General features: G+C 68.1%; 15 protein-coding genes. 9 read left to right on the top strand and 6 right to left on the bottom strand.

From position 1 onward, the window contains the following. Positions 1–11: 11 nt before the first annotated feature. Genes VFW45_18255 through lepB form a run of 5 tightly spaced genes read left to right on the top strand, consistent with a single transcriptional unit; the run spans position 12 to position 2799 of the window. A complete protein-coding gene (locus VFW45_18255) occupies positions 12–695 on the top strand; it encodes a heme exporter protein CcmB (protein HEU5182736.1) in 684 nt (227 codons plus the stop codon). A gap of 6 nt (positions 696–701) precedes the next feature. Next, positions 702–1406 (top strand): cytochrome c biogenesis protein CcsA, encoded by a 705-nt coding sequence (gene ccsA / locus VFW45_18250; GenBank protein HEU5182735.1) that lies wholly within the window; start codon positions 702–704, stop codon positions 1404–1406. A 1-nt stretch (position 1407) separates the two neighbouring features. Beyond that, positions 1408–1548, top strand: coding sequence for a CcmD family protein (locus VFW45_18245; GenBank protein HEU5182734.1), 141 nt, complete (start codon positions 1408–1410; stop codon positions 1546–1548). A gap of 19 nt (positions 1549–1567) precedes the next feature. Beyond that, entirely contained in the window at positions 1568–2095 is a 528-nt protein-coding gene (locus tag VFW45_18240) for an LOG family protein (GenBank protein ID HEU5182733.1), read from the top strand. Beyond that, positions 2092–2799, top strand: a complete 708-nt coding sequence (gene lepB / locus VFW45_18235) for a signal peptidase I (protein ID HEU5182732.1) — start codon at positions 2092–2094, stop codon at positions 2797–2799. Before VFW45_18240 ends, lepB begins: the two co-directional genes overlap by 4 nt. Before the next feature lie 133 nt (positions 2800–2932). Here the strand turns inward: lepB and nadB are convergent, their stop codons facing one another. Further along, positions 2933–4507: an L-aspartate oxidase gene (nadB, locus tag VFW45_18230; GenBank protein ID HEU5182731.1), complete on the bottom strand. Its 1575-nt coding sequence runs from the start codon at positions 4505–4507 to the stop codon at positions 2933–2935. Between the two features lie 219 nt (positions 4508–4726). Between nadB and VFW45_18225 the strand changes: the two genes are divergently transcribed. The 4 genes from VFW45_18225 (at position 4727) to VFW45_18210 (ending at position 11464) form a co-directional block, all read left to right on the top strand. Beyond that, positions 4727–6682, top strand: a complete 1956-nt coding sequence (locus tag VFW45_18225; GenBank protein HEU5182730.1) for a DUF4388 domain-containing protein — start codon at positions 4727–4729, stop codon at positions 6680–6682. Between the two features lie 47 nt (positions 6683–6729). After that, positions 6730–8223, top strand: a complete 1494-nt coding sequence (locus VFW45_18220) for a hypothetical protein (protein ID HEU5182729.1) — start codon at positions 6730–6732, stop codon at positions 8221–8223. Position 8224: 1 nt separating this feature from the next. Continuing rightward, complete coding sequence (locus VFW45_18215; GenBank protein HEU5182728.1) at positions 8225–9718, top strand: DnaJ domain-containing protein; 1494 nt, start codon at positions 8225–8227, stop codon at positions 9716–9718. A gap of 111 nt (positions 9719–9829) precedes the next feature. Further along, positions 9830–11464, top strand: a complete 1635-nt coding sequence (locus tag VFW45_18210) for a serine/threonine-protein kinase (protein HEU5182727.1) — start codon at positions 9830–9832, stop codon at positions 11462–11464. A gap of 24 nt (positions 11465–11488) precedes the next feature. Here VFW45_18210 and VFW45_18205 read toward each other — a convergent pair whose 3' ends face one another. The 5 genes from VFW45_18205 to VFW45_18185 all read right to left on the bottom strand — a co-directional run. Further along, on the bottom strand, positions 11489–12076 hold the full coding sequence (locus tag VFW45_18205; protein ID HEU5182726.1) for a CDP-alcohol phosphatidyltransferase family protein: 588 nt from the start codon (positions 12074–12076) through the stop codon (positions 11489–11491). Between the two features lie 21 nt (positions 12077–12097). Beyond that, positions 12098–12418 (bottom strand): RNA chaperone Hfq, encoded by a 321-nt coding sequence (gene hfq, locus VFW45_18200; protein ID HEU5182725.1) that lies wholly within the window; start codon positions 12416–12418, stop codon positions 12098–12100. 29 nt (positions 12419–12447) lie between these two features. After that, entirely contained in the window at positions 12448–13410 is a 963-nt protein-coding gene (gene miaA, locus VFW45_18195) for a tRNA (adenosine(37)-N6)-dimethylallyltransferase MiaA (protein ID HEU5182724.1), read from the bottom strand. Then, a complete protein-coding gene (locus VFW45_18190; protein ID HEU5182723.1) occupies positions 13407–13718 on the bottom strand; it encodes a hypothetical protein in 312 nt (103 codons plus the stop codon). Before VFW45_18190 ends, miaA begins: the two co-directional genes overlap by 4 nt. A gap of 3 nt (positions 13719–13721) precedes the next feature. After that, positions 13722–14030, bottom strand: a 309-nt coding sequence (locus tag VFW45_18185; protein HEU5182722.1) for a hypothetical protein, incomplete at its 5' end; no start/stop codon positions are given.

Below are 14030 nucleotides of genomic sequence, written 5' to 3'. Positions count from 1 at the left end.
GGTCCTGCAGCTTGGAGAGCCGCTGGCCGGCGCTGACCATCTGCATGAAGGACCTCCGGCAGGAGGTCCGCACGCGAGAGAGCTTTACGGCCGCCTTTTTCTTCGCTCTGCTCGTCCAGGTGATTTTCAATTTCGCCTTCGACTTCCAGCGCCTCGGCCTCGGCTTCCAGGACGTCGGAGCCGGCGCCCTGTGGATCACGCTCACCTTCTCGGCGGTCCTGAGCCTGCAGAACTCGTTTCTGATTGAGCGAGAGAGAAGCTGCCTGACCGCCCTGGCGCTCTGCCCCTGCGATCCCAGCTCGGTCTTCCTGGGAAAGTTCCTGGCCAATTTTCTCTTCGTGCTCATCGTGCAGGTCTTCATCCTGCCGATTTCGGCGGTGTTCTTCGGCTATGATCTGTCCGGCGCCTGGCTGCCGTTGTCTTCCGTGATTGCCGTGAACGCCGCCGGATTCTCAGCCCTGGGGACCTTGTTCGCCGCCGTGTCGGTGCGCACGAGGCGCAGCGAGCTCATGCTGCCTCTGCTTCTCCTTCCGGCCGCGACGCCGGTGATCATCTGGGGAGTCAAGGCCACGCGGCTCTGCCTGGTCGGGCGCTCCTTCGCCGCCTATGGGCCGCTGCTGGGATTGTCCGCCTGCTTCGCGGCCGCCTTCCTGGCGGCCGGCGTCCTGGTCTTCGATCACGTCCTGGAGGAATGAGACGTCATGGAGCGCCTCGAAAAGACCGTCCACGCCATCGAGCGGATCCTGTTCTTTCCGGTGTTTCTCCTGATGATCGCCTGCTTGTACGGGGTCTTCCGGGTAGTGCCGAACGAAGTGACGATGGGAGTGGTGCAGCGCATCTTTTATTTCCACGTCCCCTCCGCCTGGGTGGCGTTCCTTGGGTTCTTCATCGTCTTCGTCGCCAGCATCCTCTATCTCGCCACGCGCAACCGCACCTGGGACACGCTGGCCCACGCCGCGGCGGAGCTCGGAGTCCTGTTCTGCGCCATCGTGCTTTTCACCGGGCCGATCTGGGCGCGCCCCGCCTGGGGCACCTGGTGGACCTGGGAGGCGCGGCTCACCACCACCCTTGTCCTCGAGCTGGTCTTCGTCGCCTATCTGATCCTGCGCTCGCAAGCCGAGACGCCCGAGCAGGGCGCTCGGCTGTGCGCCGTCACCGGAATCGTCGGTTTCCTTGACGTGCCGCTGATCTACTTCTCGGTGAAGATCTGGCGGGGACACCATCCCATCGTGTTCAAGGCGGGCGGCGGCGAGGGGCTGGAGCCGGTCATGCTTAAGGTGTTCCTGCTGTGCATGCTCACCATGACGCTGTTCTTCACCCTGCTTGTCTGTCTGCGATTCCGACTCGGCCTGCTGCAGGAGGCCCTGGCCGAGGCGAGGGAGCGGGAAGGCCTCCCGGGAGCCTGAGATGAAGAACCTGAACTACCTGTTCTGGGCCTACACGATTATCTGGGTCGCGCTGGCCGCCTACATCCTGACCCTGTCGGTCCGACTGCGCGCCGTCTCCTCGCAGCTGCGACGCCTCAAAGACAGGCTCCCTGAGCGCTGAGACCGCGAGGGAGGACCTCATGAAGTCGGTGGCCGTGTTCGGCAGCTCCGAGCCACGGGAAGGAGAGGCCCTCTACGAGCAGGCGCGGCGGTGCGGATGGCTGCTGGCGCGCGCCGGATTGCGCGTCGTCAACGGCGGCTACGGCGGCGTGATGGAAGCGGCGAGCCGCGGCGCCCGTGAAGGCGGGGGGACCTCGGTCGGCGTGACCACCGCGGCCTTCGCGCGCGGACCGGCGAACTCGTACCTCTCGGAAGCGCTCGACGAGCCGGACCTGTTCCTGCGCACCCGCCGTTTGATAGAGCTTTCCGACGCCTATATAATCCTGTCCGGCAAATCCGGAACTCTCGCGGAGCTCTCGTTTCTCTGGGCGCTGAACCGAAGCGGGCTTCTTCCCCGTACGCGGATCGTCCTGCTGGGGGACTTCTGGGACCGCTTCCTGGATTCGCTCAAAAGCCACCAGATGCTCGAAGCGCAACAACTGGACATCACCACGACGGCCCTCACGCCGGAGCAGGCGGTCGAGCAGGTCGCCGCGTTCCTGCGATGAGCGAGCCCTCCGCCGCCTCATCCGCCACCGAATCCTCCCCGCCCAAGGGGATCCTGCGGGACTATCTCGAGACCATCGTCACCTGCGTCATCTTCGTGCTGTTCGCCCGCACCTTCGTCTTCCAGCAGTCGAAGATCCCGACCGGCTCCATGATCCCGACGCTCCTGATCGGCGACTACATCATGGTCAACAAGCACGTCTATGCTCCCACCAGCTTCTCCTGGGAGCGCAAGCTGCTACCGATCCGCGACGTCCGCCGCGGCGACATCATCGTCTTCAAATATCCCGAGGAGCCTGAGAAGGACTACATCAAGCGGGTCATCGGCATTCCGGGCGACGTGGTCGAGATCCGCCATCGCCAGCTCTTCCTCAACGGTGTCCTGCAGAAAGAGCCCTACGTCCAGCACATCTACCCGCAATCCACCAACATCGACGCCGATGACTACGCGCCCACCAAGATCCCACCCGACAGCTTCTTCGCGATGGGGGACAACCGCGACAACAGCCGCGACTCGCGCGCCTGGGGGTTCGTCCCGCGCGACTACATCAAGGGACGCGCCTTCGTGATCTTCTGGTCCTACGAGGAAGAGCGCGACGCCTACCTGAAGACCGGGCTGGTGGATCGGGTGCTGGCGATCTGGTCGAAGATCACCCACCTGTTCACGCGCACCCGCTGGGCCCGCTCCTTCGATCTGATTCGCTGAAGCCACCCGCCGGCGTTTCGTACCCATGTGGCTACGCAAGCGAGACACAACGCCACAAGCCGGGACCGACAGCATCGCGCTGTCGCTCTGATGGACGGCGGCCGAAGGTAACGGGATTTCGGATGCGCGACATCTAATCGAGCCGCGGCAGGTCCTCCGCCGGCGGCGCGCTCCGGGCGAGGCGCCGTCGCCACGCGGACCGCTTCTCCGGAAAATCGATGCGAAAATGCGCGCCGCGGCTTTCCTCCCGCTCGCGCGCCGAGGCCACCACCAGCTCTCCGACCAGCAGCAGGTTACGGGCCTCCACTCCGGCGCGCCGGAGGGGGACCGACGCGAGTCGCACCGAGCCCTCGCGCAACCGGGCGAGGGCCGCCTCGAGATCGGCGCCCCGGCGCCGCACGCCGGCGTTGCCGCTCATGAGATCGGCAACCGACTCCCGCCGGCTCTCAGCCTCCTCGACGGGAATGGATCGAGGTGTCGCCAGCTTCGCCGCTGCCCGAGGAGCCGGGGCCGCGGCCTCCTGCAGCATCGCCTCCGCCGCGCGCGCGCCGAAGACGACCCCTTCCAGCAGCGAGTTGCTCGCCAGGCGGTTGGCGCCGTGCACGCCGGTGCAGGCCACCTCCCCGGCGGCGTACAGCCCCGCCACGCTGGTCCGGCCGTCCAGATCGGTCTGCAATCCTCCCATCATGTAGTGCGCCGCGGGACGCACGGGGACACGGTCGCGCGCCAGATCGAAGCCGAAGGCGAGGCAGGTCCGGGTAATGCTCGGAAAGCGCTCCTCCACGAACCGCGGGTCGCGGCCGGTGAGATCGAGATAGACGCACTCCTCGCCGCTTCGCGCCATCTCCTCGACGATGCCGCGCGCCACCACGTCGCGTGGCGCCAGCTCGGCGTCGGGATGATAAAGCCGCATGAAGCGCTCCCCTGCGCCGTTGCGCAGCACGGCTCCTTCCCCGCGCAGCGCCTCCGACAGGAGGAAGCGCGGAGCCCCCGGCGCGATCAGGACCGTTGGATGGAATTGCACGAACTCGAGGTCGCAGACGACGGCGCCGGCCCGATAGCCCATGGCCACCCCATCCCCGGTGGCCTGCGGCGGGTTGGTGGTGTCGCGGTACAGGCGCCCCGCACCCCCCGTGGCCAGAAGGACGCAGCCGGCGAGCGCCGCGTAGACGTCGCCGCTGGTCTCGTCCTGCAGGAGGATTCCGGCGCAGCGCCCGTCCTGCAGGACCAGATCGACGCTGAAGGTGGAGGCGCGAACCGTCAGCGCCTGCAGGCCGCGCGCGCGCGCGAGCAGGGAACGGACGATCTCCGCCCCCGTGGAATCGCCTCCCGCATGGATCACGCGCCGGCGGCTGTGGGCCGCCTCGCGGGCCAGCGCCAGCTTCTCGTGGTCGCGATCGAAGCGGGTCCCCCAGCCGATCAACTCGCGGATGCGCGGCGGTCCCTCCTCCACCATGACCCGGACCGCCTGCTCGTCGCACAGCCCGTCGCCGGCGCGCAGAGTGTCCTCGTAGTGCAGCTCCGCCCGGTCGTCCTCCGCCCAGGCCGCGGCGATGCCGCCCTGGGCATAGCCGGTGTTGCTCTGCGTCGGATCGTCCTTGGTCACCAGGAGCGTCTTCCTGCCGGCACCCGCCAGCTCTACGGCGGCCCGCAGCCCGGCGATTCCGCTCCCTACGATCACGGCCTCGAATTCCTCGTGCCGATTCATCCTGGTCCTTTCGAGCGCTCGCAGGTCGTCTCGTTCGCTCCGGATTCTACCATGACGAAACTGTTAGAACTTACTGTGTCCTCATCACTTATCAGAACCGGGCCGTCGCCGCGGAACGGTTGACACCCCCTGGAGGCGACACTATACTTCCCGGGTAGTGAACGACCAGCCCCCTTTCCTGCCGCGGCGGTCGCGTTCCATCCCGAGGACCTGCGATCGATGGAAACGGTGAAGAAGTCGGGCACTCTCTCCGAGATCTCCTGCCCGCGGCTGCTCGCCCGCCTGCACCGCAATCGATTCGACGGAACCCTGCGCCTGTCCCGCGGGGCGCTACTCAAGCTTCTCTATTTCCAGGGCGGTGAGATCGCCATGGCATCCTCCAACGACCAGGCGGACCATCTCGCGCCGATCCTGATCCGTGCCGGAAAGTTGAAGCCGGAGCAAATGGACCTGGCGCGCAAATCGACGCGGCCGGGCGTCTCGCTGGCCCGCGTCCTGGTCCAGATGGGCTTCCTGACCAGCGGCGAGCTGTTCGCCGGCGCGCGCCAGCAGCTGCGGCAGATCGTCGGCAGCGTGCTGCCGCTCACCGATGCCGGCTACGAAACCCAGGAGGGCTTCTTCCCGCGCGAGATCACCTCGCTGAACGTCGACACTCGCGAGCTGCTGCTCGATCTGATCCGAGATTTGACGGATCGGAGCTTCGTGCTGCTCGAGGTGGGAGCCCCGGACACCGTCTATGTCCCTGCGACGGGCGGGAACGGCGCCGACACCGCGCCCCTGCCGCGGCGATGGAAGGAGCTGATCGATCACTTCCCGCATCCCATGGCGATCCGGGATTTCGGACAGGCGGCGGGACTGGACGATTTCTCCGCCAGCAAGATTGTCTACGGCTTGTCGTTGCTGGGACGGCTGACCCCCGAGCACCCTCCGGTGGAAGAGACGCCGGAAGCGGCAGCCGTTGCGGTTTCGGAGGACGCCGAGGCGATGCTGTCCGCCGCAAGGCCGTCTCCGGAGCCGTACCCGTCCGAAGCTTCTTCCGGGGCCGAGCCAATCCGCGTCGTCTCGATACGCGATGACCCCGAAGACGCTGAAGCGCCGATGAGTGATGTCGTGGCTCCCCCTGAGCCGTCCAGGAGGGATCCTTTGCCGCCGCCGCTGACTTCACACCCGGCCGCATCCTCGATTCGCGACATGCCTGCCGAAAGCGCGTTCTCCATGTCCGCTTCTTCGGCTCAGGACGAGCAGGGCGCTGCTTCGGCGAGCTCTGCGGAAGAGGAAACGGCCCCGGAGGCTCCACACCCGGCAGCGGCAAGCTTCCCCCTCGAGCCGATCGGCGAAGAGGTGCCCATCCTGCGGACCGCGCACCTGCCGCGCAGCGAGCCTTCCCGGCCCTGGACCGTTCTGTCGATCCTGAGCGGCGTCGTCCTACTGGCGCTGATTTCCTACTGGTTCGTGTTCCTCCGCGCTCCCGCCCGCGCCTCCGATACCGCGGGTGTGAGCGAAACGGCGCCGCCGAGCGAGACCGCCGCTCCCGAGGCGAGCCCGGAGGATGTCTCCTCGGCGCCCTCCGGGACTCCGCAGGAAGCCACGGCCCAGGCACAGACTCCACCTTCGGGCGCCACCGATGCGGCGCCCTCCGCCGAGACCTCTGAGCCGGGTGCCGGCACGCCCGAAAGCGCTCCCGTCGAGACTTCCCCCGCCACGCCCGTCGAAACGACCGCGCCTCACCCAGCCTCTTCGGCGGCTTCGCCACCCGTGCCGGCGGCGTCTCCTGCATCCTCACCCGGCGTCGAGGCGCCGCGCGCCGGTGCCGTGACATCCGCTGCCTGGGCCAAGGCCCGGGCACAGCTGGATGCCGGCGAGCATGCGGCGGCGGCGCGCTCCTTCTCGCAGGCGCTCCGCCCCCACGCCGAATCATTCACCCTGCAGATTGCCATCGCCTGCCAGGAGGAGTCGCTGCGCAAGGCGGCACGCGGCACGCACCCCGACGATCCGTTCTTCGTGACTCCGTTTCTGCTGCAGGGACGGTCGTGTTTCCGCCTCTGCTTCGGCTTCTACCCCTCCATCGACCAGGCCGAGCGCGCCGCGGCAGCCATTCCCCCGGTCCTGGCGGAAGGCGGCATCCATCCCGTGGTCATCGCGCTGCGCCGGATCACCGCGACGGAGGGCAATTGACGCCGCCCGCCGCGCCACAGGGCGGACCGGGGTGCGCGCGAAATCTGTTGCTTTCCGCCTGCCTCCTCCTGTTTCCCGCCGCGGCATGGGCCGACATCCTGCACCTCAAAGATGGACGCAGCCTGAAGGTCGAGTCCTGGGAAATCCGCGGCGACAACCTGATCTTCGAGATCGCCGGCGGCAGCGTGACCGTCCCGAAGTCGCTCCTGGAGCGCGTCGAGAAGACCGTGGAGGCAACCCCCGCTCCGGCTTCGAGCGCCGCCAAGAGCTCGAGCCCCGCGCCGGCCACGCCGGCCTCCCCGGCGCCCGTGCCGCCCCCGTCGCCACGCGCGGCGACTCCGCCCATCCCGCCGGCGCGCACGCACGGCAACGCCAGACCCCCTGCCGCACCCAAGGTGGAGACGCTCGATGAGGACGACCTGGAGGAGATGTCGCCCGCCGATCTGGAGAAGCTCGCCGAAAAGCTGAAGCGCGCCGCCGGCTCCACCTCCGCCGATCGCGAGCAGGCTTCCCGCCAGGCGGCGCTGGTCCTGACGCTCCTGGGACGCGAGGCGGCCGATCGTAACGACCTGGCGACGGCGCAGGGACGGTTCGGCGAAGCCCTGACCTACGATTCGCGCTGCCTGCCGGCGCTCATCGGGCTGTCGGCCGCCTACTTGCGAGCGGGCAAGGACCAGTACGCCCGGGCCCAGATCGAGGAAGGCCTGGTGGCCTTTCCCAGGGACCCGTCGCTGCACTACCTGCTCGGCGAGGTCCACTACGAGCAGGAAAGCCTGCGCGAGGCGATCGAGGAATGGGAGCTCTCCCTGTCGCTGCTCGACGATCCGCGCGTCGCGGCCCGGCTGGAGAAGGCGCGCCGCGAGTTCTCCGTCGGCGGCGAGTACGCACGCAAGGAATCGCCCCATTTCACGTTCCGCTACGACGGATCCGGTCCGGTGTCCGAGGGGCTGGCTTCCTCCTTGCGCGACGCCCTCGAGGAGGATTATTCCGATCTCTCGAGCCGCTATCAGTTCGCCCCCTCCGCGCCCGTGGTCGCCATCTTCTATCCGTCCCGGCAGTTCCACGAAGTGACGCTGGAGCCGGCGAACGTCGCGGGACTGTTCGACGGCAAGATCCGCATTCCCCTCGGCGGCGTGAAGAGCCTGTCCCCGCCGCTGCGGGCCGTGTTGGTTCACGAGCTGACGCACGCCTTCGTGGCGGGCAAGAGCGGCGGCAATGCCCCTCGCTGGCTGCAGGAGGGACTGGCCCAGATCAGCGAAGGAAAGGCGATCTCCGCCGGCGAGGAGCGCACCCTGGCGCGCGACCTGGCGGCGACCCAGGGGAAATCCTGGTACGACAACTTCAGCTATCCGTCGGCGCTCTCCTTCACCCGCTACCTCGTCGACCGCTATCCTTTCGAGGTGATCCTCGAGACGTTGGATCGGATGAAGCAGGGAGAGCCGGACGAGGAGGCGCTGGCCGCAGCGACCCGCGAGAGCTTCGCCACCCTGCAGCAGGGATGGATGGATCGCCTGGTCCAGCAGTTCGCGGAGAGCCACTGAGGTGGCCGGCGGCAAGCTCGCGGAGCAGAGCCTGGTCCTGGCGCTCGGGCGGATCCTGCGCCTCGGGCGCTCCGGCGCCCTGAAGATCTCGCGTGGATCGACCGTGAGGCAGCTGTTCATCGACAAGGGACGGACGATCCGCTACGCCGCCTCGAACCTCATGGCGGAGAGCCTCAGCGAGCACCTCAAGCAGAAAGGGCGCTTCAATCCCGACCAGATGCGCCGCGCCACCGCCGCCAAGCAGTCCAGCGAGCTGCTGGGGTCCGCCCTGGTGCGCCTCGGGTTCCTGAGCGCGGACGAGCACAAGGCGATGGTGCGGGAGATGATCCAGAGAGTCCTCCTGTCTGCCTCGCGCTGGGAAGACGCCGCCTACGAGTACCAGGAAGGGGAGCTTCCTTTCTCCGACCCCGACGACGCCGGCGTCAGCCTCGGGATCGCCATCCTCGACCTGGCGCGGCAGGCGACCGACTTGAATCGTCTCAAGTCCGCCCTGGGGGAGGGCGACTCGCGCGTCCGGCTGAACACCGCTCCCCCGCTGCCGCTAGATCAGGTTCCGCTGTCGCCCGCCGAGGGGTTCCTCGTGTCGCGCGCCGATGGAACCCTGACGGTGCGCGAGATCGCGCTCATGAGTCCCCTCGGAAGCGAGGAGACGGAACGGGCGCTGTGCGCCTTGATCCTCTCGGGACTGCTCAGCCTGGACGGCGCCGAAAGCGAGCCCGGCGTGCCCGGTCCGACCCGCCCGGTCGCCGCCGATGCTCCGGTGCGCGTGCGACCTGCCCAGCGTCCGTCACCCGCCAAAGCCACGCGACCCGCGGGGCCGGTGGAGGAGGTACTGGAGCGTTTCGCCGCACTGACGGGGCAGAATCTCTATCAGATCCTCGGGATACAATCCGGAGCCTCCGAATCCGAGATCCGGCACGCCTATTATTCTCTGGCGAAGCGCCTGCACCCCGACAAGTTCGCGGAAGAGGAGACCAAGCATCGGGCCGAGAAGCTGTTCGCCGCCATCACCGAGGCCTACGCAACGCTGTCCAAGCCCGAGAGCCGCCAGGAATACGACCAGGTCCTGCAGCCCGTGGCCGTCAAGACAGGTCCCGAGACTTCCTCGAGCGATCTGGCGCGCCAGAACTTCCTGCACGGCAAGGCGCACCTGGAGCGCAGCGAGATGAGCCGGGCCTTGTCGTGCTTCGCGCATGCGGTCGAGCAAGACCCCGCGCGCGAGGAGTACCGCCGCTACCTGGCCATCACGCAGAGTCGCAATCCGCGGCTGCGCCGGGAAGCGGAACAGAACTTCATCAAGGCCATCGAGCTGAACCCCACCTGCGCCGAGAATTACGCCCTGCTCGGCCTGCTCTACCGCAAGCTGGGCCAGACCGCGCGAGGCGACGAGTTCCTGCAGAAAGCGCTGGGCTGGGATCCCTCCAACGAGACCGCTCTCCAGGCGCTGCACCCCGAATCCAAGAAGGGGATCCTGAAGGGGATCTTCGGCGGCTGACCTCCTGTTCCGGTTTGACTTCCCCTCGACGACGCCTAGATTCCATCCAGGCCCGGCGCTCCGGCCCCGGGGTCCGTGCGCCCGTGATTACGAAGTCGTAACGGAGGTGGGATGGCCCTCATCCGCTGCCCCTACTGCCGCAGCACCCAGGAGCTTCCGACCTCCCGGAGTGCGGCAACCTGCGCCTCCTGCGGGCGCGAGTTTCCGCTGCTCGCCGGCACGACCGATGCGACGCAGCGCATCGACTCCCCGCGCGGCGCGGCTCTCCCGGAGCCGGCTCCTCTTCCGGCGGCCCCGGCCACTCTGGGGCCTTACGAGATCCGCGGCCTGATCGGCGCCGGCGGAATGGGCATCGTCTATCAAGGCTGGGACGTTCGGCTGAACCGCGCCGTGGCGGTGAAGACCCTCAAGCCGGAGCTGGCCAAGGAGCCGGGGTTCTGCGAGCGCTTCCTGCGCGAGGCGCGGGCGGTCGCCGCCCTCTCGCATCCCAATGTGACGCAGATCTACGACATCGGTGAAGCCGAAGGGCGCCCTTTCTTCGCGATGGAGTATCTCGAAGGGCGGCCGCTGGACGCCCTCCTCAAGGAAGAAGGGAAGCTCGCCCCGGCGCGGGCGTCCGATCTCATCCGCCAGGCGGCGGTCGGCCTGAAAGCGGCCGCGGCCCGCGGCATCATTCATCGTGACATCAAGCCGAGCAACCTGGTGGTGACGCGCGAGGGGGTCGTCAAGGTTACCGACTTCGGCCTGGCCAAGATGGTCGTGGCCGACTCCGGGCTGACGCTGACCGGAGAGGTCCTCGGATCGCCGAACTACCTGGCCCCCGAGCAGGCTTCCGGCGCTCCCGCCGATTTGCGCTCCGACATCTACTCGCTGGGGGCCACGCTGTACGAGCTGGTCACCGGGCGTCCCCCCTTCGACGGCCCCACTCCCGTGTCGATCATCCTGAAGCATGTGCGCGAGCCGCTCCGCTCGCCGCGGCAGTTCAGTCCCGATCTCCCCGTTCCTCTGGTCACGCTGACCCAAAGGATGCTGGCCAAGCGCCCGGAAGATCGGCCGAAGGACTACGATACGCTGATCCGCGAGCTCGACCGGCTGCTCGCGCCCATCGGCCTCCCGACGCCCCCGGCGCGCCCGGCCAGGCCCGAGGCGGCGATGCCACCCGGGGCCGGCTCCTGGTCGGGGGTCTGGATTCTTCTGCCGATCGTCGCTCTTGGGGTGATCGCCCTGTGGGGTTTCCTGCGGCAATCGCACGGCGAGACGCGTTTGGCACCCGACGCGCCGCCGCTGGAAGCCTCCATCCTGAAGGCCACGTCTGGCGCGGCTTCCCCCCTCCCGCGGGAGGAAGCCGAGACCGGCGGCAGCGGCACGAAGATCCTTTCCACCAGCGCCGAGGTCTACTCACCCCAAGGACAGAGCCACCCGCGCGCCATCGAGATGGCGCCACGCCTCGAGCGGCTGCGCGAGATTGCGCGCGCCAACCTGCAATTCGTGGAGAACAGCCACGAAATCACGCTCGACGGCAGGCTGAAGGTGAAGGGCTCGGTCTACAACGCCGGGATGGGGCCGGCTGCCGACATCAAGGTCAGGATCACGCTCACCGATGCTTCGGGTGAGGTCGTCGCCACTTCCGAGGCGCCGCTCTCTCCTCCTTTCCTCTCCTCCCAGCAGGCCGGCACCTATGAGGCGCTCTTTCCCGATCCCCGCCGCAACATCAACATCAAGGCCGAGCTGAGCTGGAGCTCCTGATCGCAGCGCTGCAGCGGCGTGTCGCTAGCGCTCGGAAGCCGAGGCGGTGGCTGCCAGCCGCGCCGCATGCGGCACGTAATGCAGCCCCGAGAACAGCGTGCACCCCAGGGTCAGCAGGATCATGCCGGGCACGACCACCTCGGAGCGCACCCCGAGGGTGTTGTAGAGCAGGATGACCGACACGGTGGCGACCTGTACCGCCGTGGTGATCTTGCCGTACACCGTCGGCGGGAAGCGAGTGAGCCCGGTGGCGAGATGGATGCCGAGCGCGATCAGAACGATCAGGACGTCCCGGCTGATCGTCAGGATCGTCAGGAGTATCGGGAAGCGGTTCTGCAGGGTGAACTCGGGAAAGCTGGCCGGATGGTCGGGAAGCGACAGAACCACCAGGGCGGCCGTGATCAGGAGCTTGTCGGCCAGCGGATCCAGGAAGGCCCCCAGCGCGCTCCGCCCGAAGCGCCGGGCCACGAAGCCGTCCAGCGCGTCGCTGATGCCCGCCGCGGCGAAGACCCCGAAGGCCCAGCCCGGCTGGTTGGACACCACCAGGATGATGAAGGCGGGGACCAGAATCATCCGGCCGATGGTGACGACGTTCGCAGCGGTGAATCCCAAGGGACCTCCGGACGCTGAGGCCTACTCGGGAAGCGGGCCTTCGTCCGACGCGCCCCCTTCCGGTGCCGGCGCGTCCCGCGGACCTTCCTTGGGCCGCCCGGAGGCGGGATCGAACTTGATGAAGTTTCCGAACGTTTTGCTGCTGCTCACCGTGGCGATGGCGTGCTTGAAGATCATCTGCTCCCCCTGGGAGCTCTCCAGGATTACGGTGAACTTGTCGAAGCTCTTGATGCGCCCGGTGATCTTCCTGCCGCTGTTGAGAAACACCAGGACGCGCGATTTCTCCTTGCGGGCCTGATTGAAAAAGTCGTTCTGGATGTTCAGCGAGTCTTCTCGGTCCATGGAATCTCCTTCCCGCCCGACCGGGCGCCCTAACCCCGGCTCGTATCTCCGATGCGCTCGGCCACGTAATCGCCGATGCGCTGCGCCGCCGCGGAGGCCGGGCCCTCCAGGTCGAACCAGCGCACGTCCTGCTCCTTGCGGAACCAGGTCATCTGGCGCTTGGCGTACTGCAGGGTCGCCCGAACCATCGCCTCACGGGCCGCCGGCAGGTCGCACTCCCCGCGCAGGTGCGCCGCCAGCTCGCGGTAGCCGAGCGCCTTCAGGGCGTTTCCCGGCGCACCGGGTCGAGCCAGCAGACGGCGCGTCTCCTCCAGCATTCCCGCCCCGAGAAACCCTTCCGCCCGCTCCCGGATCCGGCTCGCCAGATCCTCGCGCCCGCGCCGCAGCCCGATCTTGACGCTGGGGAATCGATCGGGGCCCAGCCATTCGCCGCGCGGCTTGCCGACGACATCCGTGACGCCCGAGGCCGCCAGCTCCAGCGCGCGCGCCACCCTCTGGCGGTCGGTCGGGGCGATGCGGCGTGCTGAAGCCGGGTCCTGCCGCTGCAGCAGCCGGTGCAGCGCCTCCGTCCCCTCGGCCTCCTCCAGTTCCCGCAGCCGCCGCCGCACCACCGCGTCGCGGCGCGGCAGCTCCGACACCCCCTTCAGGATCCCTCGCAGGTAAAGGCCGCTCCCGCCCACCAGGATCGGCAGCACTCCGGCGGCGCGCATCTCCTCCAGAGCGGCATCCGCGGCGCGCACGAAATCTCCGACCGAGTAATCTTCTCCCGGCTCGGCCAGATCCAGCCCGCGGTGCGGGATCTCCCGGCGGACCTCCGCGGGCGGCTTCGACGTGCCGATGTCCAGCCCGCGATAGACCGCCATCGAATCGACGCTGAGAATCCAGCCCCCGAGACGGCGTGCGAGCGCCGTCGCGATCTCGCTCTTCCCGGAAGCGGTGGGACCCATGACAACGACGGCGATCGGCCGCTCCGGCGGCGCGCCGGAGCTCAACCCAGATCGCCTTTCTTCCGCTGGGCGTCGCGGAACTGGTTCACCGCTTCTTTCAGGTGGTCGGCACAGTAGATGTGCCCCTGCTGCACCGGCTTGCCGCACCGCGGACAGCGCTTTCCGGCCATCTTGCTACTGACCCGCGTAAACATCGAAACGGCGAAGCTGGACGCCAGCAGGAGGACTCCGGCGCCGAGCAGGAAGCGCACCTGGGAGCCGCGTCCCTCACCGAGGACCATCTCGGAGATGACCATCCACAGCACCGCGCCCACCAGAACGAGAATACCGGAAGTACGCAGCAGCGTGACCACGCGTCAGGCCTTCGCAGGCGAGGCCATGGGGGCCTCCGGGCCGGTGATGGGCTGCAGACCGAGCTCGCGCAGTCCCTGGACCGCCCGGCCCTCGTGCTGCGGGCCCAAGGTGCGGCGGATCGCCAGCAGCTCCGCATACAGGATCTCGTTAAGCCCGTCCACCAGTCCCTCTTCGGAACCCTCCCGCAGGCTGCGGGCCGCCTTGGCGATCAATCGATCGTCCAGCGTGCCGTCGCGCCCAAGCTTCTGCCCGCCGAGCAGCTCGGGACGCTGCTCGATCTGCTCCAGCAGGTAGCGCGACAGGATCGCCTC

It is taken from the genome of Candidatus Polarisedimenticolia bacterium (assembly GCA_035764505.1).
Classification (GTDB): Bacteria; Acidobacteriota; Polarisedimenticolia; order Gp22-AA2; family AA152; genus AA152.
The sequence above is the reverse complement of the archived record's forward strand: the minus strand, read 5'-3'. Positions and strand labels throughout refer to the sequence as shown.